The organism is uncultured Campylobacter sp., from assembly GCF_938045345.1.
Lineage (GTDB): Bacteria > Campylobacterota > Campylobacteria > Campylobacterales > Campylobacteraceae > Campylobacter_B.
In genome coordinates this window covers 41,022-62,862 of the sequence record NZ_CALIMS010000053.1, presented here as the reverse complement: position 1 = coordinate 62,862, position 21,841 = coordinate 41,022, and the positions used below count along the sequence as shown (strand labels likewise).

18 protein-coding genes and 5 tRNA genes are annotated in these 21,841 nt (G+C 46.0%); 22 read left to right on the top strand and 1 reads right to left on the bottom strand.

Going from position 1 to position 21,841, the window contains the following annotated elements; translation table 11 throughout:
- Window positions 1–10 precede the first annotated feature (10 nt).
- Genes Q0144_RS09315 through Q0144_RS09305 form a run of 3 tightly spaced genes read left to right on the top strand, consistent with a single transcriptional unit; the run spans window position 11 to window position 3,166 of the window.
- Entirely contained in the window at window positions 11–493 is a 483-nt protein-coding gene (locus Q0144_RS09315; protein WP_298063614.1) for a DUF2603 domain-containing protein, read from the top strand.
- Window positions 486–1,850 carry an oxygen-independent coproporphyrinogen III oxidase gene (gene hemN / locus Q0144_RS09310; protein ID WP_298063611.1) on the top strand — a complete coding sequence of 455 codons (1,365 nt, stop codon included), beginning with the start codon at window positions 486–488 and terminating at the stop codon, window positions 1,848–1,850. The genes Q0144_RS09315 and hemN overlap by 8 nt, the downstream gene beginning before the upstream one ends.
- A gap of 11 nt (window positions 1,851–1,861) precedes the next feature.
- Window positions 1,862–3,166, top strand: a complete 1,305-nt coding sequence (locus Q0144_RS09305) for a (Fe-S)-binding protein (RefSeq protein WP_298063608.1) — start codon at window positions 1,862–1,864, stop codon at window positions 3,164–3,166.
- Between the two features lie 620 nt (window positions 3,167–3,786).
- Here Q0144_RS09305 and Q0144_RS09300 read toward each other — a convergent pair.
- Window positions 3,787–3,999: a hypothetical protein gene (locus Q0144_RS09300; protein ID WP_298063605.1), complete on the bottom strand. Its 213-nt coding sequence runs from the start codon at window positions 3,997–3,999 to the stop codon at window positions 3,787–3,789.
- Between the two features lie 126 nt (window positions 4,000–4,125).
- Here Q0144_RS09300 and Q0144_RS09295 point away from each other — a divergent pair.
- The 19 genes from Q0144_RS09295 to fusA all read left to right on the top strand — a co-directional run bounded on the left by Q0144_RS09295 (window position 4,126) and on the right by fusA (window position 21,356).
- Window positions 4,126–4,201: transfer RNA gene (locus tag Q0144_RS09295), tRNA-Thr, on the top strand.
- Window positions 4,202–4,237: 36 nt separating this feature from the next.
- Window positions 4,238–4,322: transfer RNA gene (locus tag Q0144_RS09290), tRNA-Tyr, on the top strand.
- A gap of 12 nt (window positions 4,323–4,334) precedes the next feature.
- A tRNA-Gly gene (locus Q0144_RS09285) sits at window positions 4,335–4,411 on the top strand.
- 113 nt (window positions 4,412–4,524) lie between these two features.
- Window positions 4,525–4,599, top strand: a tRNA-Thr gene (locus Q0144_RS09280).
- Window positions 4,600–4,655: 56 nt separating this feature from the next.
- Complete coding sequence (gene tuf, locus Q0144_RS09275; RefSeq protein WP_040304280.1) at window positions 4,656–5,855, top strand: elongation factor Tu; 1,200 nt, start codon at window positions 4,656–4,658, stop codon at window positions 5,853–5,855.
- A gap of 55 nt (window positions 5,856–5,910) precedes the next feature.
- A complete protein-coding gene (gene rpmG / locus Q0144_RS09270) occupies window positions 5,911–6,084 on the top strand; it encodes a 50S ribosomal protein L33 (RefSeq protein WP_005872634.1) in 174 nt (57 codons plus the stop codon).
- A gap of 7 nt (window positions 6,085–6,091) precedes the next feature.
- A tRNA-Trp gene (locus Q0144_RS09265) sits at window positions 6,092–6,167 on the top strand.
- A 12-nt stretch (window positions 6,168–6,179) separates the two neighbouring features.
- Window positions 6,180–6,353, top strand: a complete 174-nt coding sequence (secE, locus tag Q0144_RS09260; protein ID WP_297997693.1) for a preprotein translocase subunit SecE — start codon at window positions 6,180–6,182, stop codon at window positions 6,351–6,353.
- A gap of 14 nt (window positions 6,354–6,367) precedes the next feature.
- Window positions 6,368–6,898 (top strand): transcription termination/antitermination protein NusG, encoded by a 531-nt coding sequence (nusG, locus tag Q0144_RS09255; RefSeq protein WP_298041814.1) that lies wholly within the window; start codon window positions 6,368–6,370, stop codon window positions 6,896–6,898.
- Window positions 6,899–6,918: 20 nt separating this feature from the next.
- Entirely contained in the window at window positions 6,919–7,344 is a 426-nt protein-coding gene (gene rplK, locus Q0144_RS09250) for a 50S ribosomal protein L11 (protein ID WP_298063602.1), read from the top strand.
- A 56-nt stretch (window positions 7,345–7,400) separates the two neighbouring features.
- Window positions 7,401–8,102: a 50S ribosomal protein L1 gene (rplA, locus tag Q0144_RS09245; RefSeq protein ID WP_297895448.1), complete on the top strand. Its 702-nt coding sequence runs from the start codon at window positions 7,401–7,403 to the stop codon at window positions 8,100–8,102.
- Window positions 8,103–8,215: 113 nt separating this feature from the next.
- The gene (gene rplJ, locus Q0144_RS09240; RefSeq protein WP_291939396.1) at window positions 8,216–8,695 is read left to right on the top strand and encodes a 50S ribosomal protein L10; all 480 of its coding nucleotides are present in this window, start codon (window positions 8,216–8,218) and stop codon (window positions 8,693–8,695) included.
- A 20-nt stretch (window positions 8,696–8,715) separates the two neighbouring features.
- Window positions 8,716–9,099, top strand: coding sequence for a 50S ribosomal protein L7/L12 (rplL, locus tag Q0144_RS09235; RefSeq protein ID WP_291939393.1), 384 nt, complete (start codon window positions 8,716–8,718; stop codon window positions 9,097–9,099).
- Window positions 9,100–9,189: 90 nt separating this feature from the next.
- On the top strand, window positions 9,190–13,326 hold the full coding sequence (rpoB, locus tag Q0144_RS09230; protein ID WP_298063598.1) for a DNA-directed RNA polymerase subunit beta: 4,137 nt from the start codon (window positions 9,190–9,192) through the stop codon (window positions 13,324–13,326).
- Complete coding sequence (gene rpoC, locus Q0144_RS09225) at window positions 13,323–17,837, top strand: DNA-directed RNA polymerase subunit beta' (protein ID WP_298063572.1); 4,515 nt, start codon at window positions 13,323–13,325, stop codon at window positions 17,835–17,837. The genes rpoB and rpoC overlap by 4 nt, the downstream gene beginning before the upstream one ends.
- Window positions 17,838–17,883: 46 nt before the next feature.
- Window positions 17,884–18,273, top strand: a complete 390-nt coding sequence (locus Q0144_RS09220) for a DoxX family protein (RefSeq protein ID WP_297882273.1) — start codon at window positions 17,884–17,886, stop codon at window positions 18,271–18,273.
- 83 nt (window positions 18,274–18,356) lie between these two features.
- Window positions 18,357–18,731 (top strand): 30S ribosomal protein S12, encoded by a 375-nt coding sequence (rpsL, locus tag Q0144_RS09215; RefSeq protein ID WP_291939381.1) that lies wholly within the window; start codon window positions 18,357–18,359, stop codon window positions 18,729–18,731.
- A 69-nt stretch (window positions 18,732–18,800) separates the two neighbouring features.
- Window positions 18,801–19,271, top strand: a complete 471-nt coding sequence (gene rpsG, locus Q0144_RS09210) for a 30S ribosomal protein S7 (RefSeq protein WP_177386837.1) — start codon at window positions 18,801–18,803, stop codon at window positions 19,269–19,271.
- A 9-nt stretch (window positions 19,272–19,280) separates the two neighbouring features.
- On the top strand, window positions 19,281–21,356 hold the full coding sequence (gene fusA / locus Q0144_RS09205) for an elongation factor G (protein ID WP_297990424.1): 2,076 nt from the start codon (window positions 19,281–19,283) through the stop codon (window positions 21,354–21,356).
- The last annotated feature ends 485 nt before the right edge of the window (window positions 21,357–21,841 follow it).

The window sequence follows — 21,841 nt, the reverse complement described above, 5'->3', positions numbered from 1 at the left end:
AGGAGAATGCATGGAAGAAAAAGATAAAGCGCTAAAAAAGATCGACAAAGCGAGCGAATTCTTCGGGCTGGATAGCTCGAAAAGGACGGTTTTTGAAATTTCGCAGGGCGAGGACAACGAGAAAAAACTCACTTTAAAAAGCGGCTCGTGGAGCGACGAGGAGCCGTGGTTCGGCATCGACGAAAATAACGAAGTGCACACGATGATCTCGATAAAATCGCTTGCAAATCTCATCGCCACGACCAAAAACGCGATGCAGGAAAATTTTAATCTTAAGCTCGAGCGCTCGATCTTGCAGCATACGCCGGTGGATTTCGGCGACGCGTGGATCGTGTGTATGGACGAGATCAGAAGGCTAACGGGCGCAAATCCGAATGCGAAAAGATTAAGCTTAGACGTTGATGCCGTCGTCTCGCGCGTAAAAAGCCTGCATCCGAACCTTTTCATCGACATCGAAGAGCTTATCAAAACTAAGGCGGGCGGCCGTGAATAGCATAGACTTCGACGCTTACGCGAAATTTTCGCGCCCCGGACCCCGCTACACGAGCTATCCGACCGCTTTGGAATTTAGCGAAAACTTTAGCTACGACGGATATTTGAACGAGCTGAAAAATCAAAAAAGCTCCACGCCGCTGTCGCTTTACTTTCACATGCCGTTTTGCCGCTCCGCCTGTTATTTTTGCGGCTGCAACGTAATCTACACCGGCAAGCGCGACAAGATGGATCGGTATTTGAACTATATCGAGTGCGAAATGCAAATTTTAAGCGGTGTAGTGGACGGCTCGCGGCAAGTCGTGCAGATGCACTTCGGCGGCGGCACACCTACTTATTTTAGCGCCGAACAGCTCGCGCGCCACATAAAAAATATCAAAAAGTATTTTAAAAATTTCAGCCCCGAAGCCGAGATCAGCTGCGAGATCGATCCGCGGTTTTTAAACGCCGAGCAGCTTGACGTGCTTGTTTCAAACGGCTTTAATCGCATCAGCTACGGCGTGCAGGATTTCGACGAGCGCGTGCAAAAGGAAATCCACCGCATCCAGCCTTTCGAACTTACTAGGGACGTCATAGCTATGGCGCGCGAGAGGGGGATAAAATCGATAAATATGGATCTCATCTACGGCCTTCCGTATCAGAGCCTAGCTAGCTTTAAGCGCACGCTAGAGCTTGCGCTTTCGCTTGATCCGGACCGCTTCGCGATCTTTAACTATGCGCACGTGCCGTGGATAAAAAAATCTATGCGTAAATTTGACGAGACGACGCTGCCCGAGCCGAAGGTAAAGCTTGAAATTTTAAAATTTACACACGATTTTTTGAGCGCGAACGGATATGAGATGATCGGCATGGATCACTATTCAAAGCCCGCAGACGAGCTTCATACTGCACTTAAAAACGGCTCGCTGCACCGCAATTTCCAGGGCTATACGACCAAGGGCGGCGCCGATCTGATCGGTATCGGGCTAACCAGCATCGGCGAGGGCGCGCGCCACTACGCGCAAAATTTCAAAGATATGGACGCTTACGAGGCCGCGATAGATGCGGGCAGGCTGCCATATTGCAGGGGCGTTTTGCTAAATGAAGAGGATCTGCTGCGCAAAGAGGTGATTATGGGGCTGATGAGTAATTTTTGCGTCGATATAGAGGCGATCGAGGAGAAATTTAAGATAAAATTTTTCGAGCACTTTGATGCGAGCTTAAAGCAGCTTGAGGCGCTAAAGGATTTCGTGCAAGTCTCGCCGAATAGAATTTCCGTAACGCCCACCGGCACGCTTTTGATCCGTAATATCGCGATGTGCTTTGATGAGTATATGGGTAAAAATTTGGGCGAGAAGCGCTTTTCTAAAACCGTTTAAGCGGCGCGGCTATGAGTAAGGCAAAGCTTGGAGCGTTCGATTTTGCGGCACTTAGCGAGCGTTGCGTAAAATGTGGTAAATGTATCCAAGTCTGCACGATTCATGGCATTAACGGCGATGAAGTAACGAGCCCGCGCGGATTTGTGGATCTTTTGGGCGCTTACGGCAGGAATGAACTAAAGCTTGATAAAAACGCTAAGAAAATTTTTGAGAGCTGCTTTTTATGCACCAGCTGCGTAGATATTTGCGGCGAGTCTTTGCCCATAGATACGGCAATCGAGAATATTCGCGCGCACATTGCGGAGAAATTTGGTATCGCGTGGTACAAAAAAGCTGCGTTTTGGCTGCTCGGGCACCGCAAAGCGCTGGATCTAGCAGCAACGCTTGGATACGTGTTTCTTAGCTGTGGCTTTAAGATGCGAAAAGATACGCAAAGCTCTATGTCGCCTAGATTTGACTTGCCACTACTTAAAAAAGAACGCTTGCTACCTGCTCCTGCGAAAAAGAGCTTTATGAACTCTCATGCAGAGCTTATCGACAACGGCGGCGAAAAAACTATTGGAATTTTTATAGGCTGCATGGCAAACTACGCTTACACGGGCGTAGGCGAGGCGGTTTTACATATCGCGCGAGCGCTAAAGCTAAACGTAAATTTGATGAAGGAACAAGCCTGTTGCGGCGCTCCTGCGTATTTTACGGGAGATTTTGCGGCGGTTGAACGCGTGGCAAAATTTAATATAGCATATTTCGAAAAAGTCATGCCTGCTCTTGATGCGATTATCGTGCCCGAGGCTACGTGCTCTGCGATGTTGCGGGTGGATTACGCGCATTTTTTTGAAAATGAGCCGCAATGGAAAGCCCGTGCGCAAAAGCTTGCGAGTAAAATTTTTATGGCGAGCGAATACTTTTATAAATTTACAAACTTAAGTGATCTTTTGATGCGCCGCGGCAAAAGGGCTTTAGCGATTACTTATCACGATCCGTGCCATGCCCGCAAAATGCAGGGTATTTGGAAAGAACCGCGCGGCTTGCTCGCTCAAAACTACGAAATAACCGAGATGGATGAGCCTAATAAATGCTGCGGATTTGGCGGCGTGACGATGCAAACCGAGCGCTACGAGCTCGCGCGCGCAGCGGGATTAGCTAAGGCGCGCGCAATGGCGGATCTACCCGTGCGCGTAGTTTCTGCCGAGTGCAGCGCGTGCAGGATGCAGCTAAATAACTCGCTTTCTTTAAGTGGCTCGCAGATGAGGTGCGTAAATCCGCTGGAACTCATCGCTGAAGCGCTTGTGGGCGAGGAAAATTCCAATGGATAAATTTTGCGTTTTAGAAGCTCCTGCATTTCGCCGTCTTTTTACTCAATTCAAATCCTGGGGTAAAATTCTGTACTTTTTAAATTTTTGGTTTTTAAAAATTATGATTAAATTTTATTGTTAGCTTATAGAAGTTGCGGTCTGCGCTTTTGAGCTTTCTGATATATCAGCCTGAAGTGGCGTGCGGTGTGAACCCATAGGCTTTGCTGCTGCGGTGGGGCTGATTAATATGATTTTAAATACTAAAATTTTGTAGTTTAGAATTTTAGCTGAGGGATTTGCGCAAAATTTTAAGGAGTTGAATTGTAAGATGGATTTTAGCAGGAATTCTAATTTTAGGCGGTATTGTTTGAAATTCTATGGAATTTGCGGCTAATGGTTGGAATTTTGATTTATTAATTCGCGTGGATTTGCTTGGCGGAGCAGGCTTAAAGCGCGAATTTTAAATTTCGTAAAATTTAAGAAGTAGTTACGTATGAGCTTCTTGCCCTTCGCGGTTCTGACATTGCGGCAAAATTTCTTTCAAAAATGCCAAAGTGCACTATAAAATATATTCATAATTTTTAGCACGAGATATTTAGTAAAAAAGGCCAAGCTAGCGAGATCATGGATTAAATTTAATTTTATTCTTGCTCTTTTGCGTCATCTTCAGAGTCCAGCTTTGCTTCTTCGATCAAGAGCCTGTTGGCTTCGGTAGCCTTTTTTATCTCGCTTAAGTTTTCTTCTATTTTATTTAAGCGCTTTTCAAGGGTATTTAGGCGCTTTTCGGAGCGGGAGATAAAATAATAAATCAAATAAATCATAAAAACTATGATAATCCAAGGTATGATTTTCATATAAAATTCCTTAAAATTTAAAATTGCGCGCATTATAGCAGAAATTTTATGAAATTTTAAAATAGGCTGTTTTAGCCTTGACAATTGGGGATTTTTCGGTTATAATTGCCACTTCAATTTCAAAATGCTGGTGTAGCTCAGCTGGTAGAGCTACTGCCTTGTAAGCAGTGGGTCGGCGGTTCGATCCCGTCCACCAGCTCCATTTTTTGTAACAGTGTTTGACCAGATTTCATCAAAGGGTGAGATACTCAAGTGGCCAACGAGGGCAGACTGTAAATCTGCTGGCTTTGCCTTCCGTGGTTCGAATCCACGTCTCACCACCATGAATTTTTGATGCGGGATTAGCTCAGTTGGCTAGAGCATCAGCCTTCCAAGCTGAGGGTCGCGGGTTCGAGCCCCGTTTCCCGCTCCACCATTTAGGTTTACTGGGAGCTGTAAAACTTAACTGCTTTTATATGCTTACATAATCTAAATTTTGGTCGCATTGTTGGGTATTGGTAGCGATTTCTCTTTGCCTGAGTTTAGGCTCATATGGCTCAGAGGTAGAGCACTTCCTTGGTAAGGAAGAGGTCGCGGGTTCAAGTCCCGCTATGAGCTCCATAAAATAGAGTCGCTTAGTTTGTTGTGTAATCCACAAATCAATAACGGAGGATATGATGGCTAAAGAAAAATTTAATCGTAACAAGCCACACGTAAACATTGGTACCATCGGTCACGTTGACCATGGTAAGACTACTTTGACAGCTGCTATTTCTGCTGTTCTTTCCAGGAAGGGTCTAGCCGAGCTAAAAGACTACGACAATATCGATAACGCTCCAGAGGAAAAAGAGCGCGGTATTACTATCGCTACATCTCACATCGAATATGAGACTGAGAAGCGTCACTATGCTCACGTTGACTGCCCTGGCCACGCCGACTACGTAAAAAATATGATTACCGGTGCGGCTCAGATGGACGGCGCTATTTTAGTTGTTTCTGCTGCGGATGGCCCTATGCCTCAAACTCGCGAGCACATCTTGCTTTCTCGCCAGGTAGGCGTTCCTTATATCGTAGTTTTCCTAAACAAAACCGATATGGTCGATGATCCGGATCTTTTAGAGCTAGTTGAAGAGGAAGTTAGAGATCTTTTAAAAGAGTATAAATTTCCTGGCGACGAGACTCCAATCATTAAGGGCTCTGCTCTTAAGGCTCTTGAGGAAGCCAAAGCCGGACAAGACGGCGAATGGTCTGCAAAGATTATGGAGCTTATGGACGCAGTTGATAGCTATATTCCAACTCCTGTTCGCGATACTGATAAAGATTTCCTTCTTCCGATCGAAGATATTTTCTCGATTTCCGGTCGCGGTACCGTTGTAACCGGTAGAATCGAAAAAGGTATCGTTAAAGTTGGCGATACTATCGAGATCGTAGGTATTAAACCTACTCAGACTACTACCGTCACTGGCGTTGAGATGTTTAGAAAAGAGATGGATCAAGGTGAAGCTGGCGATAACGTAGGTGTTTTATTACGCGGTACTAAGAAAGAGGAAGTAGAGCGCGGTATGGTTTTATGCAAACCAAAATCGATCACTCCTCATACTAAATTTGAGGGCGAGGTTTATATCCTAACTAAAGAAGAGGGCGGACGCCATACTCCATTCTTTAATAATTATAGACCGCAGTTTTACGTTCGTACTACAGATGTTACCGGTTCGATTACTCTTCCTGAGGGAACCGAGATGGTAATGCCTGGCGATAATGTTAAGATTACCGTTGAGCTAATCGCCCCGATTGCTCTTGAGCAAGGTACTCGCTTCGCGATTCGCGAAGGCGGTCATACCGTAGGTTCAGGCGTCGTTTCGAAAATCATCGCTTAATTTTTTGCAAGCGGAATTTTAAAATTCCGCTTGCTTTTTTATTCAAGGAAACCAAATGGCAAAGAATTCAAGTAGAGTAAAGGTCGGATTAAAATGCTCCGAAAGTGGCGATATTAACTATACTACTTATAAAAATAGCAAAACTACGACCGAAAAACTAGAACTTAAAAAATATTGCCCTAGATTAAAAAAGCACACGCTTCATAAAGAAGTCAAGTTAAAAGGCTAATTGTTATAGGGCAATAGCTCCAACGGTAGAGCGCCGGATTCCAAATCCGATGGTTGGGGGTTCGAATCCCTCTTGCCCTGCCACGAGGATTGGGTATGGAAAAAGTAAAAGAGTATTATAAACAAGCAAAGATAGAGTTAGATAAGGTAATTTTCCCGACTAAAGATCAGACTAAAACAGCATATATCTCTGTAGTAGTCGTAGTCGTAGTTATCGCACTGTTCTTAGCGCTAGTGGATCTTATTATGTCCGCTTTGATAACTGCTTAAGTAAGGATCGCAATATGGCAAATAAATGGTATGCGATACAAACTTACGCCGGCAGCGAGATGGCGGTAAAGCGCGCAATAGAAGCGCTAAAGCAAGACGAAGCGCTTGAGACTAAGATCGGCGAAGTGCTAGTGCCTACCGAAGATGTTATAGAGGTCAAAAATACAAAGCAAACCATTAAAGAGCGTAGCTTATATCCAGGGTATTGTTTTGCAAATTTAGATTTGGATACCACTTTATGGCATAGAATTCAGATGCTACCTAAGGTTAGTCGCTTTATCGGCGAGGCTAAAAAGCCCTCTCCGCTACCGGAAAAAGATATCGAAATAATTCTAGAAAAGATCAATAATCGCGAGGCTCCTAAGCCCAAGATTAATTTTGATGAGGGCGAGACGGTTAGGATCGTCGATGGGCCTTTTGCTAATTTCAACGGCATCGTAGAAGAGTATGATATGATCCATGGCAAACTTCGCCTCAATGTTTCGATCTTCGGACGAAGCACGCCGATTGAAATTTCATATTCGCAAGTTGAAAAGATTATTTAAATTTTATAAGGAGTAAATTTATGGCTAAGAAAGTTGTTGGCGAAATCAAGCTGCAAATAGCGGCCGCAAAAGCAAATCCAAGCCCACCGGTAGGTCCTGCACTAGGTCAAAAGGGCGTTAATATTATGGAATTTTGCAAAGCGTTTAACGAGCGAACCAAAGATATGGCGGGCTTTAGTATTCCGGTCATTATCACGGTTTATGCCGATAAAAGCTTTACTTTCATCACTAAACAACCGCCTGCGACGGATTTGATCAAAAAAGCGGCGAAGATAGATAAGGGTTCGGACAATCCTCTTAAAAAGAAGGTAGCATCCTTAACTAAGGCTCAAGTTTTAGAGATCGTCGAGAAAAAGATCGCCGATCTGAATACCAAAGATAGAGAGCAGGCTGCTAGGATTATAGCGGGTTCGGCTCGTTCTATGGGTATTACGGTCACTGACTAAACCTTTTGACCGCTAAGGTTTAAAAAAGCGGTAGCACTTTAATTGCGGAGAAATATATGCCAAAAAATTCAAAAAGATTCAACGAACTTTTAAAAAAAGTTGACGTAAATAAAATTTATAGTGTAGACGAAGCGGTAAGCACAGTAAAAACTCTAGCTTCTGCTAAATTTGACGAGACGGTGGAGATCGCTCTTAAACTAAACGTAGATCCAAGACATGCTGATCAGATGGTGCGCGGCTCGGTCGTTTTGCCTGCTGGTACTGGCAAGAGCGTTCGAGTAGCCGTGGTTGCAAAAGACGCAAAAGCTAGCGAGGCTAGCGAAGCAGGTGCCGATATCGTGGGTGCCGATGATCTGATCGAAGAGATTCAAAAGGGAAATATAAATTTCGATGTTCTTATCGCCACTCCAAATTTAATGGGACTAGTCGGTAAGGTAGGTCGTATTCTTGGTCCAAAAGGCGTTATGCCGAACCCTAAAACCGGTACCGTTACTATGGATGTCGCTCAGGCCGTTAAAAATGCTAAGGGTGGACAGGTAAACTTCCGCGTCGATAAGCAGGGAAATATCCACGCAGGCCTTGGCAAGGCTAGCTTTAGCAAAGAGCAGCTTTTAGACAATCTTACGACGTTTATTAAAACCATAAATAAGCATAAGCCGGCGACTGCGAAGGGCAGATACGTAACTCATGCATCGCTTTCACTTACTATGAGCCCTGCAGTTACGCTGGATAATCAAGAAATAATCGATTTAAAATAAAATTTTAAATTTTTATCTTAGATTGGAGATAGCTCAAGGTTTTTAACTTAATTGATCGAAATTTTAAAATTTCGATCGCTTGGCTTGAAATCACCGATCGGAAAGGAGACCTAATGACGAGAGACGAAAAATCAAAGATAGTAGCGGAGCTTGGCGAGGCTTTCAAGGCTAGCGAAGCTATAGTAATTTCCGATTTTAAAGGCCTTAGCGTTAAGCAGCTTGAAGATCTTAGAAATAGCGCGCGCGAAGCGGGCGTAAAAGTTCGAGTTATCAAAAATACCCTAGCTAATATCGCTTTAAAAAATGCCGAAAAAAACGGACTTAGCTTTAAAGATACCAATATCTTCTTATGGGGCGAGCAGCTTTCTGTATGTAAAGTAGCGGCTAAATTTGAAGAGAAAAATGAAATTTTTAAGCTTAAGACCGCTCATATCGATGGGGAAGTAGCCGGCATAGATAAGGTTAGAGCGCTTTCGAAGATGCCTTCGAGAGACGAGCTTATCGCGATGTTACTTCAAGTATGGAATGCGCCGATTCAAAATTTTACGATCGGCCTCAATGCGCTTAAGCAGAAAAAAGAAGCTAGCGCTTAATTAAAATTTAGGAGAATAAAATGGCAATTTCAACAGATGAAGAGGTTTTGGAGTATATCTCTAATCGTTCGGTGCTAGAGCTTAGCGAACTAGTTAAAAAATTTGAGGAAAAATTCGGCGTAAGCGCGGCTCCGGTTATGGTAGCTGGCGGCGCAGGTGCTGGCGGCGCAGGTGCGGCAGCAGCTGAAGAGAAAACGGAATTCGACGTCGTATTGCTTGATGCGGGCGATAAGAAAATCAACGTAATTAAGGTCGTTCGCGCCCTAACAGGTCTTGGTCTAAAAGAAGCCAAAGACGCTACCGAGGCTACTCCGTCCGTTCTTAAAGAGGGACTTAACAAAGAAGACGCCGAGAAGGCTAAAAAAGAGCTTGAAGAAGCAGGCGCTAAAGTCGAACTCAAATAAATCGCGAAATTTTAAAATTTCGTATACAAATGTGTGCCGGTGCGTCGTATCGGCACTTCTTTCTTTAAAATACAACTACGAGGTAGTGGAATGTTAAACAGCCTATATTCAGGAAATCGTCTTAGAGTGGATTTTTCAAAGGTTCCCAAGGACATCGAAATTCCGAATTTATTACAACTACAAAAGAAAAGTTTTGATCATTTTTTAAATCTTGATAACTCGGGTGGAGAAAGCGGCATAGAGAAGGTTTTCAAAGCCATTTTTCCTATCCACGACGCACAGAATAGACTAAGTATCGAGTATGTAAGCAGCGAAATTTCAAAGCCAAAGTATTCGATTAGAGAATGCATGGAAAGAGGGCTTACTTATTCGGTAAATTTAAAGATGAAACTCCGCTTGCTCGTGCATGAGCGTGACGAAAAGACGGGCAAAAAAATCGGCGTAAAAGAGATCAAAGAGCAAGATATATTCATTCGCGACATTCCTCTAATGACCGATAGAATTTCATTTATCATTAACGGCGTCGAGCGTGTCGTCGTAAATCAGCTGCACAGAAGCCCGGGCGTAATCTTCAAAGAGGAAGAGAGTCCAACCGTTTTAAATAAACTAATCTACACCGCTCAAATAATACCTGATCGCGGCAGCTGGCTGTATTTCGAATACGACGTAAAAGACGTACTATACGTGCGCATAAATAAAAGGCGCAAGGTTCCGATAACGATCCTATTTCGCGCACTCGGTTACAAAAAGCAAGACATCATAAAATTATTTTATCCTATTAAGACAATCTATATTAAAAAAGGAAAATTCCTAACCGATTTCGATCCGAAAGAATACGCGGGCAGGCTCGATTACGACATTATAAACGAAAAGGGCGAAGTGCTTCATCAAGCAAGCAAGCGCCTAACATCCAAAAAAGCGGAGAAGTTAGCAGAGGACGGACTAAAACTCATTGAGTATCCAGCTGAAATTTTAGCCGAGCGCTACCTGGCCGATGCCATCGTCGATAAAAATAGCGGCGAAGTACTTTTTGATTCGCTAACTGCGCTAGATGAGGGCAAGCTAGCCAAGATCGCTAACACAGAGAAAAAATTTACGATCGCTAACGACCTAGCTAGCGGCGTAGATACTTCAATCATAAATTCCTTCATCCAAGACGCCGACGCGCTTAAGCTCTTGCAACAAAGCGAGGGCATAGACGACGAGAACGATCTAGCTGCGATTAGAATTTACAAAGTTATGCGCCCGGGTGAGCCGGTGGTAAAAGAGGCGGCAAAGAGCTTCGTAAACGATCTGTTTTTCAACCCTGAGCGCTACGATCTAACCAAAGTAGGTCGTATGAAAATGAATCACAAACTAGGCATCGAAGCGCCGGAGTACGTAACCGTACTAACCAGCGAGGATATTATCAAGACGGCGAAATATTTAATTAGAGTTAAAAACGGCGACGGCTTCATCGACGATCGCGATAATCTCGGCAATCGTCGTATTCGCTCGATTGGCGAGCTTTTGGCAAATGAGATGCACCTTGGATTTATCAAGGTTCAAAAGGCGATCAAAGATAAATTTACCGGCATTAGCGGAAATTTAGACGAGCTTATGCCGTATGATTTCGTAAACCCTAAAATCATCACCACTACGCTTATGGAATTTTTCACCGGCGGTCAGCTAAGCCAGTTTATGGATCAGACCAATCCGCTTAGCGAGGTCACGCATAAGCGCCGTCTATCTGCGCTGGGCGAGGGCGGTTTAGTTAAAGAGCGCGCCGGCTTTGAGGTGCGCGACGTCCATCCTACGCACTACGGTAGAATTTGCCCTATCGAGACGCCGGAGGGTCAAAACATCGGTCTTATTAACACCCTAGCGACCTATGCGAAGGTAAATGATCTGGGCTTCGTCGAGGCTCCGTATAAAAGAGTCGTAAACGGCAAGGTAACCGACGAGATTGTCTATCTTACCGCTACGCAGGAAGAAGGGCTCGTAATCGCTCCTGCGTCCGCTAAATTGGACGAAGAGGGCAATATCGTAGAGGAGCTTTTGGAGGTTAGAAAAGACGGCGAAAATATCATGGCTAAACGCGAGGATATTTCGCTGATAGACCTTTGCTCCGGTATGGTCGCGGGCGTAGCGGCGTCGTTGATTCCGTTTTTGGAGCACGACGATGCTAACCGCGCACTTATGGGCTCGAACATGCAGCGCCAAGCCGTGCCGCTTCTGCACTCTACTGCTCCTATCGTCGGAACGGGCATGGAAGCGATTATCGCGCGCGATTCATGGGAAGCGATCAAGGCCATTCGCGACGGCGTCGTAGAAAAGGTCGATAATAAAAATATCTTTATTTTGGGCGAGGACGAGAAGGGACCGTTTATCGATCACTACTCGATGGAGAAAAATTTACGCACCAACCAAAACACTACCTTTTCACAGCGCCCTATCGTGCGAAAAGGCGACGTGATAAAGGCCGGTCAAATCATAGCCGACGGTCCTAGCATGGACGGCGGCGAGCTTGCGATCGGCAAAAACGCCCTTATAGCTTTCATGCCGTGGCATGGCTATAATTACGAGGACGCCGTCGTCATGAGCGAAAAGATGATCCGCGCCGACGAATACACCAGCGTGCATGTTTATGAAAAGGAGATCGAGGCTAGAGAGCTTAAAGACGGCGTGGAGGAGATCACGCGCGACATCCCTAATATCAAAGAGGAGGAGCTTACCCACCTCGATGATAGCGGTATCGTAAAGATCGGTACTCACGTAAAGCCGGGCATGATCCTAGTAGGCAAGGTAACTCCGAAAGGCGAGGTTAAGCCGACCCCAGAGGAGAGGCTTTTGCGCGCAATTTTTGGCGAGAAGGCGGGGCATGTGGTAAATAAATCTCTCTACGCTACCGCTTCAATGGAAGGCGTAGTAATCGACGTTAAAATTTTTACCAAAAAGGGCTACGAGAAGGATCCACGCACGAACAAAGCCTATGAGGATGAAAAAACCGAGCTCGAAAGGGAGCATCACGACAGGCTTTTGATGCTTGATCGCGAAGAGATGCTAAAGGTAGTGGCGCTACTTTCTAAAAGCGCTTTACAAAGCGATCAAAGCCTAAATAAAAAAGATTATAAAAAGGGCGATAAGGTTAAAAAAGAGGAGCTTGAAAGCTCTAACCGCTTTACGTTAAATTCTTTCGTCAAGGCTTATTCTAAAGCTGTTCAGAAGGAATACGAAGAGCTAAAAAACCACTTCCAAAACGAGAAGCGCAAGCTCAAAGAGGAGCATGACGAAAAAATCGAAATTTTAGAAAAAGACGATATCTTGCCAAGCGGCGTCGTTAAGCTCGTAAAGGTCTATATAGCAACTAAGCGCAAGCTAAAAGTGGGCGATAAGATGGCGGGTCGCCACGGAAACAAGGGTATCGTCTCAAACATAGTTCCTGAAGTCGATATGCCGTATCTACCTAGCGGACAGCGCGTAGATATCGTGCTAAATCCTCTCGGCGTTCCAAGCCGTATGAATATCGGTCAGATAATGGAGAGCCACTTAGGTCTTGTGGGCTGGCGCTTAGGAGAGCAGATCGCTAAAATTTTAGAAGAGAAAACGGGCGAATGGATAAAAACCCTTCGCGCCAAAATGATTGAGATCGCAGGCGTTTCCAAACTAATGCAGGCTAAAAAAACGCTTGAAAAGATCAGCGACGAAGATCTTTTAAAATACGCTAGAGACTGGGCTAAGGGCGTTAGATTTTCCGCTCCGATATTTGAAGGCATCGTGCCGGAGGATTTCAAAAAGCTATTTGAAATGGCGGGCATCGATCAGGACGGCAAGACCGAGCTTTACGATGGTCGCACCGGCGAAAAGATCAAAGAGCGCGTAAACGTGGGCTGCATGTATTATCTCAAGCTGCACCACCTAGTCGACGAAAAGGTTCACGCAAGAAGCACCGGTCCTTACAGCCTAGTTACGCAGCAGCCGGTCGGCGGCAAGGCGCTATTCGGCGGTCAAAGATTCGGCGAGATGGAAGTTTGGGCTCTGGAGGCATACGGCGCGGCATACACGCTTCGCGAGATGCTAACGATCAAATCCGACGACGTCGACGGACGCTTGGCTGCGTATAAGGCGCTGACAAAAGGCGAAAACGTTCCGTCTACAGGAATTCCTGAGACATTTTTTGTTTTAACAAACGAGCTTAAATCGCTTGCTCTAGACGTTGAAATTTACGAGAATGGAGAGAATAAATGAGCGATAATTCAAATTTAGAAAGAATAGAGATAAAAGAGGACGCTAGAGTCCACGATTTCGATGCGTTTGCAATCAGGCTTGCTAGTCCCGAGCAGATCAAGGCTTGGAGCCACGGCGAGGTCAAAAAGCCCGAGACTATTAACTACCGCACGCTCAAGCCGGAACGCGACGGTCTATTTTGCGCTAAAATTTTCGGTCCAGTAAGAGATTATGAGTGCATCTGCGGCAAATATAAGAAGATGCGCTACAAAGGCTGGAAGTGCGAAAAATGTGGCGTCGAGATCACGAGCTCGAAGGTTCGCCGCACTAGAATGGGGCATATCGAGCTGGTAACGCCGGTGGCGCATATTTGGTACGTAAATTCCTTGCCTAGCCGCATCGGTACGCTTCTAAATATCAAGATGAAAGATCTTGAGCGCGTGCTTTATTATGAGGCTTACATCGTAGAAAGCGCGGGCGAGGCATTTTACGACAACGAAAATTCTAAAAAGGTCGAGAAATACGATGTTTTAAATGAGGAGCAGTATCAGAGCCTAAAAGAGCGCTTTTCGCAGACAGGCTTCGTCGCCAAAATGGGCGGTCAGGTGATCCGCGATATGCTAGCCGAGCTTGATTTGGTCGAAATTTTAAATTCTTTGAAGGAGGAGATGGCTAACACAAACTCCGAAGCGAAGAAAAAAACCATCGTCAAGCGTCTAAAGGTCGTCGAGAGCTTTTTAAATTCCGGCAATAAGCCCGAGTGGATGATGATTACAAATCTGCCCGTACTGCCTGCCGATCTACGCCCGCTTGTTAGCCTCGAGGGCGGAAAATTCGCAGTTTCAGACGTAAACGATCTGTATCGCCGCGTCATAAATCGAAATTCTAGGCTCAAAAGGCTGATGGAGCTTGACGCGCCCGAGATCATCATCCGTAATGAAAAACGAATGCTTCAAGAGGCGGTGGACGCGCTTTTTGACAATGGACGTCGCGCCAATGCCGTAAAGGGCGCCAATAAGCGACCGCTTAAATCTCTAAGCGAGATCATTAAAGGTAAGCAGGGTCGCTTCCGACAAAATTTACTTGGCAAGCGTGTGGATTTTTCGGGTCGCTCCGTCATCGTCGTAGGTCCAAATTTACGCATGGATCAGTGCGGTCTGCCTAAAACTATGGCGCTTGAGCTATTCAAGCCGCATCTAATCGCACGCTTGCAAGAGAAGGGCTATGCTACGACCGTCAAGCAGGCTAAAAAGATGATTGAAAATAGGATCAATGAAGTTTGGGAGTGCTTGGAGGAGGTCGTTAAAGATCACCCGGTTATGCTAAACCGCGCGCCGACGCTTCATAAGATGTCTATTCAGGCGTTTCATCCAGTGCTCGTCGAGGGTAAGGCGATCAGGCTGCATCCGCTAGTCTGCGCCGCGTTCAACGCTGACTTCGACGGCGATCAGATGGCTGTGCATGTGCCGCTTAGCCAAGAGGCGATCGCGGAATGTAAAATTTTAATGCTTAGCTCGATGAATATCTTGCTTCCTGCGAGCGGAAAGCCAGTCGCGGTGCCTAGCCAGGATATGGTTTTAGGAATTTATTATCTAAGCCTCGAAAAGCCGGGTGCAAAAGGAACGAATAAAATTTTTGCAAACGTCGATGAGGTAATGCTCGCCGTAGAGGCAAACGCCCTAGATATCCACGCCAAAATCAAAACGATGATTGATCGCCGCATTATCTTTACGACCGCAGGCCGCTTGATCATCAAATCGATCCTGCCTAGCTTTATTCCAGATCATCTTTGGAATAAGATTATGAAGAAAAAGGATATCGCCGAACTTGTCGATTACGTCTATAAAAACGGCGGCCTTGAGATAAGCGCGGAATTTTTGGATAATCTTAAAAATTTAGGCTTTGAATCCGCTACTAAAGCGGGCGTTTCGATCTCCGTTTCGGACATCATCGTGCCGAAGTCCAAAGCGGGTCTTGTCGAAGAGGCTAAAAAGCAGGTCAGAGAAGTTCAGAACCAATACGGCGCGGGTTTGCTAACCGACGGCGAGCGCTATAATAAAACGATCGACATCTGGACTAGCACTAGCAAGAAGCTAGCCGATGAGATGATGAAGATGATGGAGAAGGACAAGGACGGCTTTAATTCTATTTATATGATGGCCGATAGCGGTGCACGCGGTAGTGCGGAGCAGATCAAGCAGCTAGCGGGTATGAGAGGCCTGATGAGTAAGCCGGACGGCTCGATCATCGAGACGCCGATCACTTCAAATTTTAGAGAGGGTCTGAATGTAAATGAGTACTTCATCTCGACTCACGGCGCTCGTAAGGGTCTTGCCGATACTGCGCTCAAGACTGCGAATGCGGGCTATCTGACGCGAAAGCTGATCGACGTCGCACAAAACGTCAGAGTTACGATGCACGACTGCGGCACGCACGAGGGTATCGAGGTTACTGAGATCGTAGAAAACGGAACGCAAATAGAAAGCTTAGCCGATAGGATTATGGGTAGGGTGCTAAGCTCGGATGTGATTGATCCAGTATCGAATGAAATTTTATTTACTGAAGGCACGCTTCTGGGCGTTAATGAGGTACGCACCGTAGTCGATGCCGGCATCAAATCCGTAAGCATCCGTACACCTATTACGTGCAAGGCTGAAAAAGGGGTTTGCGCGAAGTGCTACGGCGTAAATTTGGGAGAGGGCAAGCTGGTAAAACCGGGCGAAGCGGTCGGTATCATATCGGCGCAATCCATCGGCGAACCGGGCACGCAGCTTACGCTACGAACCTTCCACGCCGGCGGTACCGCATCTACCGAGCAGCAAGATCGCCAAGTAATCGCCGATAAAGAGGGTTTCATTAGATACTACAACGTCAAGACCTATGAAAACGGCGGCAAAAATATCGTGATGAACCGCAGAAACGCCGCGGTGCTTTTGGTCGAGCCTAAGATCAAAGCCCCAATTACCGGTAAGGTAAGTATTGATATAACTCACGACGACGTAAATATAACGCTAAAGGGTAAGAAGGAAGAATTTAGATATACTATCCGGCGCCACGATCTAGCCAAACCTACCGAGCTTGCGGGCGTAAGCGGTAAAGTTGAGGGAAAATTCTACATCGTATTCAAAGACGGCGAAACCGTTGGAGAAAATGATAGTTTAGTAGAGGTTATAAAAGAAGACTGGAATATCCCTACTCGAATTCCGTTTGCAAGCGAACTTCGCGTCAAAGACGGCGAGCCGGTAACTCAAAAGATCAAAGCGGGAGCAAATGGTACGCTTAAGTATTTCATCCTCAAAGGTGATTATTTAGAGAGGCTAAGAGATATCAAAAAAGGTCACGTCGTAAGTGAGAAGGGTATGTACGTAGTCATCTCCGATGAAAACGGCAGAGAGGCGATCCGTCACTATATACCACGCGAATCTGTCATTACCTATGATGATAATAGCGTCGTAAAAAGCGAAGATCTTATCGCCAAGCCTAAAAAAGACGATCGCTTGATCATTGCGGAGTGGGATCCGTATTCTATCCCGGTAGCAGCAGAATGCGAGGGTAAGATCAGCTTCGAGGATATCGAGCCGGGATACACCGCTACGGAGCAATATGACGAGACTACCGGCCAGAGCCGCTTGGTCATCAACGAGTATCTGCCTCAAGGCGTTAAACCGGCCATTATCGTAACTCCTAGCAAGGGCGAGCCTATCAAATATAATCTAGGGCCGAAGACCGCGATTTTTACGAATAAAGGCGATCAGGTAGCGATTGCAGATATTTTGGCTAGGACGCCAAAGGCTGCTGCAAAATCAAAAGATATCACTGGCGGTTTGCCGCGCGTATCGGAGCTATTTGAGGCGCGCCGTCCAAAAAATACCGCGATCATCGCAGACATCGACGGAACCGTCCGCTTCGATAAGGCTTTGCGCGCGAAAGAGCGTATTATAATCGAGGGCGAGGACGGAACGAGCGCCGAGTATCTAATCGATAAGAGCCGCCAGATCCAAGTGCGAAACGGCGAGTTCGTCCACGCAGGCGAGAAACTTACCGATGGAGTTATCAGCTCGCACGACGTGCTTAGAATTTTAGGCGAAAAGGCGCTGCATTATTATCTGATAAGCGAAATTCAACAGGTTTATCGCTCTCAAGGCGTCGTTATCAGCGATAAGCATATCGAGATCATCGTATCTCAGATGCTCCGCCAGGTTCGAATCGTCGATAGCGGCGATACTCAGCTAATCGTCGGCGATCTGATTAGCCGCCGCAGATTTAGAGAAGAAAACGAGCGCATTATGAAAATTGGTGGCGAGCCTGCGATTGCAGAGTCCGTGCTACTGGGCGTAACTCGTGCGGCCGTCGGAAGCGATAGCGTCATTTCGGCAGCGTCCTTCCAAGAGACTACGAAGGTTCTAACCGAGGCTAGCATCGCGGGTAAATTTGACCGATTGGAGGACTTAAAAGAAAACGTCATCCTAGGTCGCATAATTCCGGTCGGAACCGGTTTGTATAAAGACAAGGAAGTTAAACTTAAAAAATAATTTAGGGCAAAAAGCCCTAAATTTACCTAAATTTAAAGGATGAGACATGAATATGATCAACATAAATTTCGGTCTGTTGTTTGTCAGGTTGGGGCTTGGAGTTTGTCTTTTAATGCATGGAATTTTTAAACTTACTCACGGCATAGACGGCGTAAAATCGATGCTGGTAGCCAGAGGAATTCCGGATTTAGTGGCTTACGGTGCATACGTAGGCGAGGTGCTGGCGCCAGCGATGATAATCATAGGCGTATTTTGCCGCATAGGCGCTCTGCTTGTGATCGCAAACGTGCTCATGATAATTTATGTCCTGCACACTCCGTTGGGTGCGCTTACCGGCGTGGGCGGATTTGAGCTGGAAATCGTATATCTGTATCTCTCTGCCGCGATCTGCCTAGTAATCTGCGGCGGCGGAGAGTTTGTACTGATTAGAGATTAAAATTTAGTTAAATTTACGTTTCTGTAAGTTTAAACAAAGTATAATCCAAGTCTTTTTGAATAAATTTTTGTGAAAGGAAAGATGTGCCAACCATAAATCAATTGGTCAGAAAAGAGCGCAAGAAGCTTACCGAGAAATCGAAGTCTCCGGCGCTAAAGAATTGCCCTCAACGAAGAGGAGTTTGTACTAAGGTCTATACTACGACCCCTAAAAAGCCAAACTCAGCGCTTCGTAAAGTTGCCAAAGTAAGGCTTACTAGCGGATTTGAAGTCATCAGCTATATCGGCGGTGAAGGTCACAATCTACAAGAGCACTCCATCGTGCTAGTTCGCGGCGGTCGCGTAAAGGACCTACCGGGCGTTAAATATCACATCGTCCGCGGTGCGCTCGATACTGCAGGCGTTGCTAAACGAACCGTTGCAAGATCAAAATACGGTGCTAAACGACCTAAAAAATAGTTTAGCCTAAACAGACCGGCACTAGATTTTGCCGAGTTTGAGTAAAATTTTAAAATTTGAAGGAATAAAATGAGAAGAAGAAAAGCTCCCGTTAGGGAAGTTATGCCTGATCCGATTTATGACAGCAAGGTAATCACAAAATTTATTAATTCGCTTATGTTCGACGGCAAAAAGAGCGTCGCTACCGAGATCATGTACGGCGCCTTAAATTTCATCGACAATAAAGGCGGTGAGAAGAAAGGCATCGAAATTTTTAACGATGCCATCGATAACGTTAAGCCTTTGATGGAGGTAAAATCTCGTCGTGTAGGCGGCGCTACTTACCAGGTTCCGATCGAGGTCAGGCCGGCTCGCCAGCAGGCTTTGGCTATTCGCTGGATCATCTCTTTTGCGAGAAAAAGAAGCGAGCGCACAATGATAGAGCGCCTGGCTTACGAGCTTATGGACGCCGCAAATTCTAAAGGCTCTTCATTTAAAAAGAAAGAAGACACCTACAAGATGGCAGAAGCCAACAAAGCTTTCGCGCATTATCGTTGGTAGGAGGGCGTCATGGCAAGAAAAACCCCTTTACATATGGTTAGAAATATAGGAATTGCCGCTCACATCGACGCCGGAAAGACCACTACAAGCGAAAGAATTCTATTTTTTACCGGTATGAGCCATAAGATTGGCGAGGTTCACGAGGGCGCCGCTACTATGGACTGGATGGAGCAGGAGCGCGAGCGCGGCATCACGATCACGTCTGCGGCAACTACCTGCTTTTGGAATAATCATCAGATAAATTTGATCGACACCCCGGGTCACGTTGACTTTACTATCGAAGTGGAGCGCTCGATGCGCGTTTTAGATGGCGCAGTAGCAGTATTTTGCTCTGTAGGCGGCGTTCAGCCTCAAAGCGAGACCGTTTGGCGTCAAGCGAATAAATATCACGTTCCGCGCATCATTTTCGTAAATAAGATGGACCGTGTAGGCGCAAATTTTTATAATGTCGAACAGCAGGTAAAAGATAGGCTCAAGGCTCATCCAGTTCCTATTCAAATTCCGATCGGCGCTGAGGACGATTTTAAAGGCGTTATCGATTTAGTCACTATGAAAGCGCTCGTTTGGGATGATAGCAAGGGTCCTTCTGCTCCCGAGATCGTTGAAATTCCTGCTGAATTACGAGAAAAAGCACAGGAATATCGCGACAAGATGATTGAGGCGGTAGCAGAGACTGATGAAGCTTTGATGGAGAAGTATTTTAACGGCGAAGAGCTAAGCGTAGAAGAGATTAAAAAGGGCATCAAGAAAGGCTGCTTAAGCCTAAGTTTTTTTCCTATGCTATGCGGCACCGCATTTAAAAACAAGGGCGTGCAGCCTTTGCTAGATGCGGTCGTAGATTATCTACCTGCGCCTGATGAAGTGCCTGCGATTAAGGGTCAGTATGAGGATGGCAGCGAGGTTCACGTAAGCTCTACCGACGAGGGCGAGTTCGCGGGCCTTGGATTTAAGATTATGACCGATCCTTTTGTAGGTCAGCTTACCTTTGTACGCGTTTATCGCGGTGTTTTGGAAAGTGGCAGCTACGTCGTAAATACTGGCAAAGGCAAAAAAGAGCGCATCGGACGCTTGCTAAGGATGCACTCAAATAAACGCGAAGAGATCAAGGAGCTTTATGCGGGCGAGATCGGTGCTGTCGTGGGTCTTAAAGACACTCTTACCGGCGATACGTTAGCTAGCGAAAAAGATAAAGTAATTTTAGAGCGTATGGAATTTCCTGATCCGGTTATTAGCGTAGCGGTAGAGCCTAAAACCAAAGCCGATCAAGAAAAAATGGGTATCGCGCTTCAAAAATTGGCGCAAGAAGATCCGAGCTTTAGGGTTACGACCGACGAAGAGAGCGGACAAACTATCATTTCGGGAATGGGCGAGCTACACCTTGAGATTATTGTAGATAGAATGCTTAGAGAATTTAAGGTTGAGGCCGAGGTCGGACAGCCGCAGGTCGCATATCGCGAGACTATCCGCAAAAAAGTCGAGCAAGAGTACAAATACGCCAAACAATCGGGCGGTCGCGGTCAATACGGTCACGTATTTTTGCGCCTAGAGCCTTTGGAGCCTGGCGCCGGATATGAGTTCGTAAACGATATTAAAGGCGGCGCGATTCCGAAAGAATACATCCCTGCAGTCGATAAGGGCTGCCAAGAGGCGATGCAAAACGGCGTTTTGGCGGGCTATCCGGTCGAGGACGTGCGCGTAACTGTCTATGACGGAAGCTACCACGAAGTCGATAGCTCCGAAATGGCATTCAAACTCGCCGCTTCTATGGGCTTCAAAGAGGGCGCTAGAAAAGCGGGCGCCGTAATCTTAGAGCCTATGATGAAGGTCGAGGTAGAAACCCCTGAGGAGTATATGGGCGACGTCATCGGCGATCTAAACAAGCGCCGCGGACAGGTTAATAATATGAGCGAGCGCGGCGGAAACAAGATCATCGACGCGTTTTGCCCGCTTTCGGAGATGTTCGGTTACTCGACCGATCTGCGCTCTCAGACGCAGGGTCGCGCGACCTATTCGATGGAATTTGATCACTACGACGAGGTTCCTAAAAACGTCGGCGAAGAGATCATCAAAAAGCGCAACGGCTAGGCTTAACGGGCGCTAGGGTGCGGCGATAGCTTTATCGCCAACCCCGGCGCTTCTTTAAATTTTAAGACGGCGCTTAAATTTAACCTGCTTTACGAGCCGAAATTTTAACTCACGCTCTAGCTTCAAATAAAATTTCAACCCATAAATTTTGATTTCTGTAGATTGCAAATTTAGATCAAAAAATTTCAATTAAATTTAAAAATTTAAAGCATAACTTAAAACGCGCTCATGATGCCGCGCCCATCGTTTTACTAGAGATATATTCATTCACAGATAAAGCGCGTGCGGCGCTATCGCGCTTTGATTTTCATTCACGGACAAAATCGCCGTAAGCTGGATCGCAAGTAGGATAAAATTTTACTTTCGGCGCAGCCTCAAGGCGGAGCGCACTATCATAGACCTATACCAGGTCGCGATCATCAGTGCTTATGCGAGTCGTGGTATTCTCGGGAAGGCGCTTTAATTGCGCCGCCGCTTCGCGCCAT

Coding starts and splice junctions, on each gene's coding strand:
- rpoB (WP_298063598.1), top strand. CDS start 9,190: ATGTTAAACAGCCTATATTCAGGAAATCGTCTTAGAGTGGATTTTTCA.
- secE (WP_297997693.1), top strand. CDS start 6,180: ATGGAAAAAGTAAAAGAGTATTATAAACAAGCAAAGATAGAGTTAGAT.
- Q0144_RS09220 (WP_297882273.1), top strand. CDS start 17,884: ATGAATATGATCAACATAAATTTCGGTCTGTTGTTTGTCAGGTTGGGG.
- Q0144_RS09300 (WP_298063605.1), bottom strand. CDS start 3,999: ATGAAAATCATACCTTGGATTATCATAGTTTTTATGATTTATTTGATT.
- rplL (WP_291939393.1), top strand. CDS start 8,716: ATGGCAATTTCAACAGATGAAGAGGTTTTGGAGTATATCTCTAATCGT.
- rpoC (WP_298063572.1), top strand. CDS start 13,323: ATGAGCGATAATTCAAATTTAGAAAGAATAGAGATAAAAGAGGACGCT.
- Q0144_RS09315 (WP_298063614.1), top strand. CDS start 11: ATGGAAGAAAAAGATAAAGCGCTAAAAAAGATCGACAAAGCGAGCGAA.
- rplA (WP_297895448.1), top strand. CDS start 7,401: ATGCCAAAAAATTCAAAAAGATTCAACGAACTTTTAAAAAAAGTTGAC.
- nusG (WP_298041814.1), top strand. CDS start 6,368: ATGGCAAATAAATGGTATGCGATACAAACTTACGCCGGCAGCGAGATG.
- fusA (WP_297990424.1), top strand. CDS start 19,281: ATGGCAAGAAAAACCCCTTTACATATGGTTAGAAATATAGGAATTGCC.
- rplJ (WP_291939396.1), top strand. CDS start 8,216: ATGACGAGAGACGAAAAATCAAAGATAGTAGCGGAGCTTGGCGAGGCT.
- rpmG (WP_005872634.1), top strand. CDS start 5,911: ATGGCAAAGAATTCAAGTAGAGTAAAGGTCGGATTAAAATGCTCCGAA.
- tuf (WP_040304280.1), top strand. CDS start 4,656: ATGGCTAAAGAAAAATTTAATCGTAACAAGCCACACGTAAACATTGGT.
- rpsG (WP_177386837.1), top strand. CDS start 18,801: ATGAGAAGAAGAAAAGCTCCCGTTAGGGAAGTTATGCCTGATCCGATT.
- rplK (WP_298063602.1), top strand. CDS start 6,919: ATGGCTAAGAAAGTTGTTGGCGAAATCAAGCTGCAAATAGCGGCCGCA.
- Q0144_RS09305 (WP_298063608.1), top strand. CDS start 1,862: ATGAGTAAGGCAAAGCTTGGAGCGTTCGATTTTGCGGCACTTAGCGAG.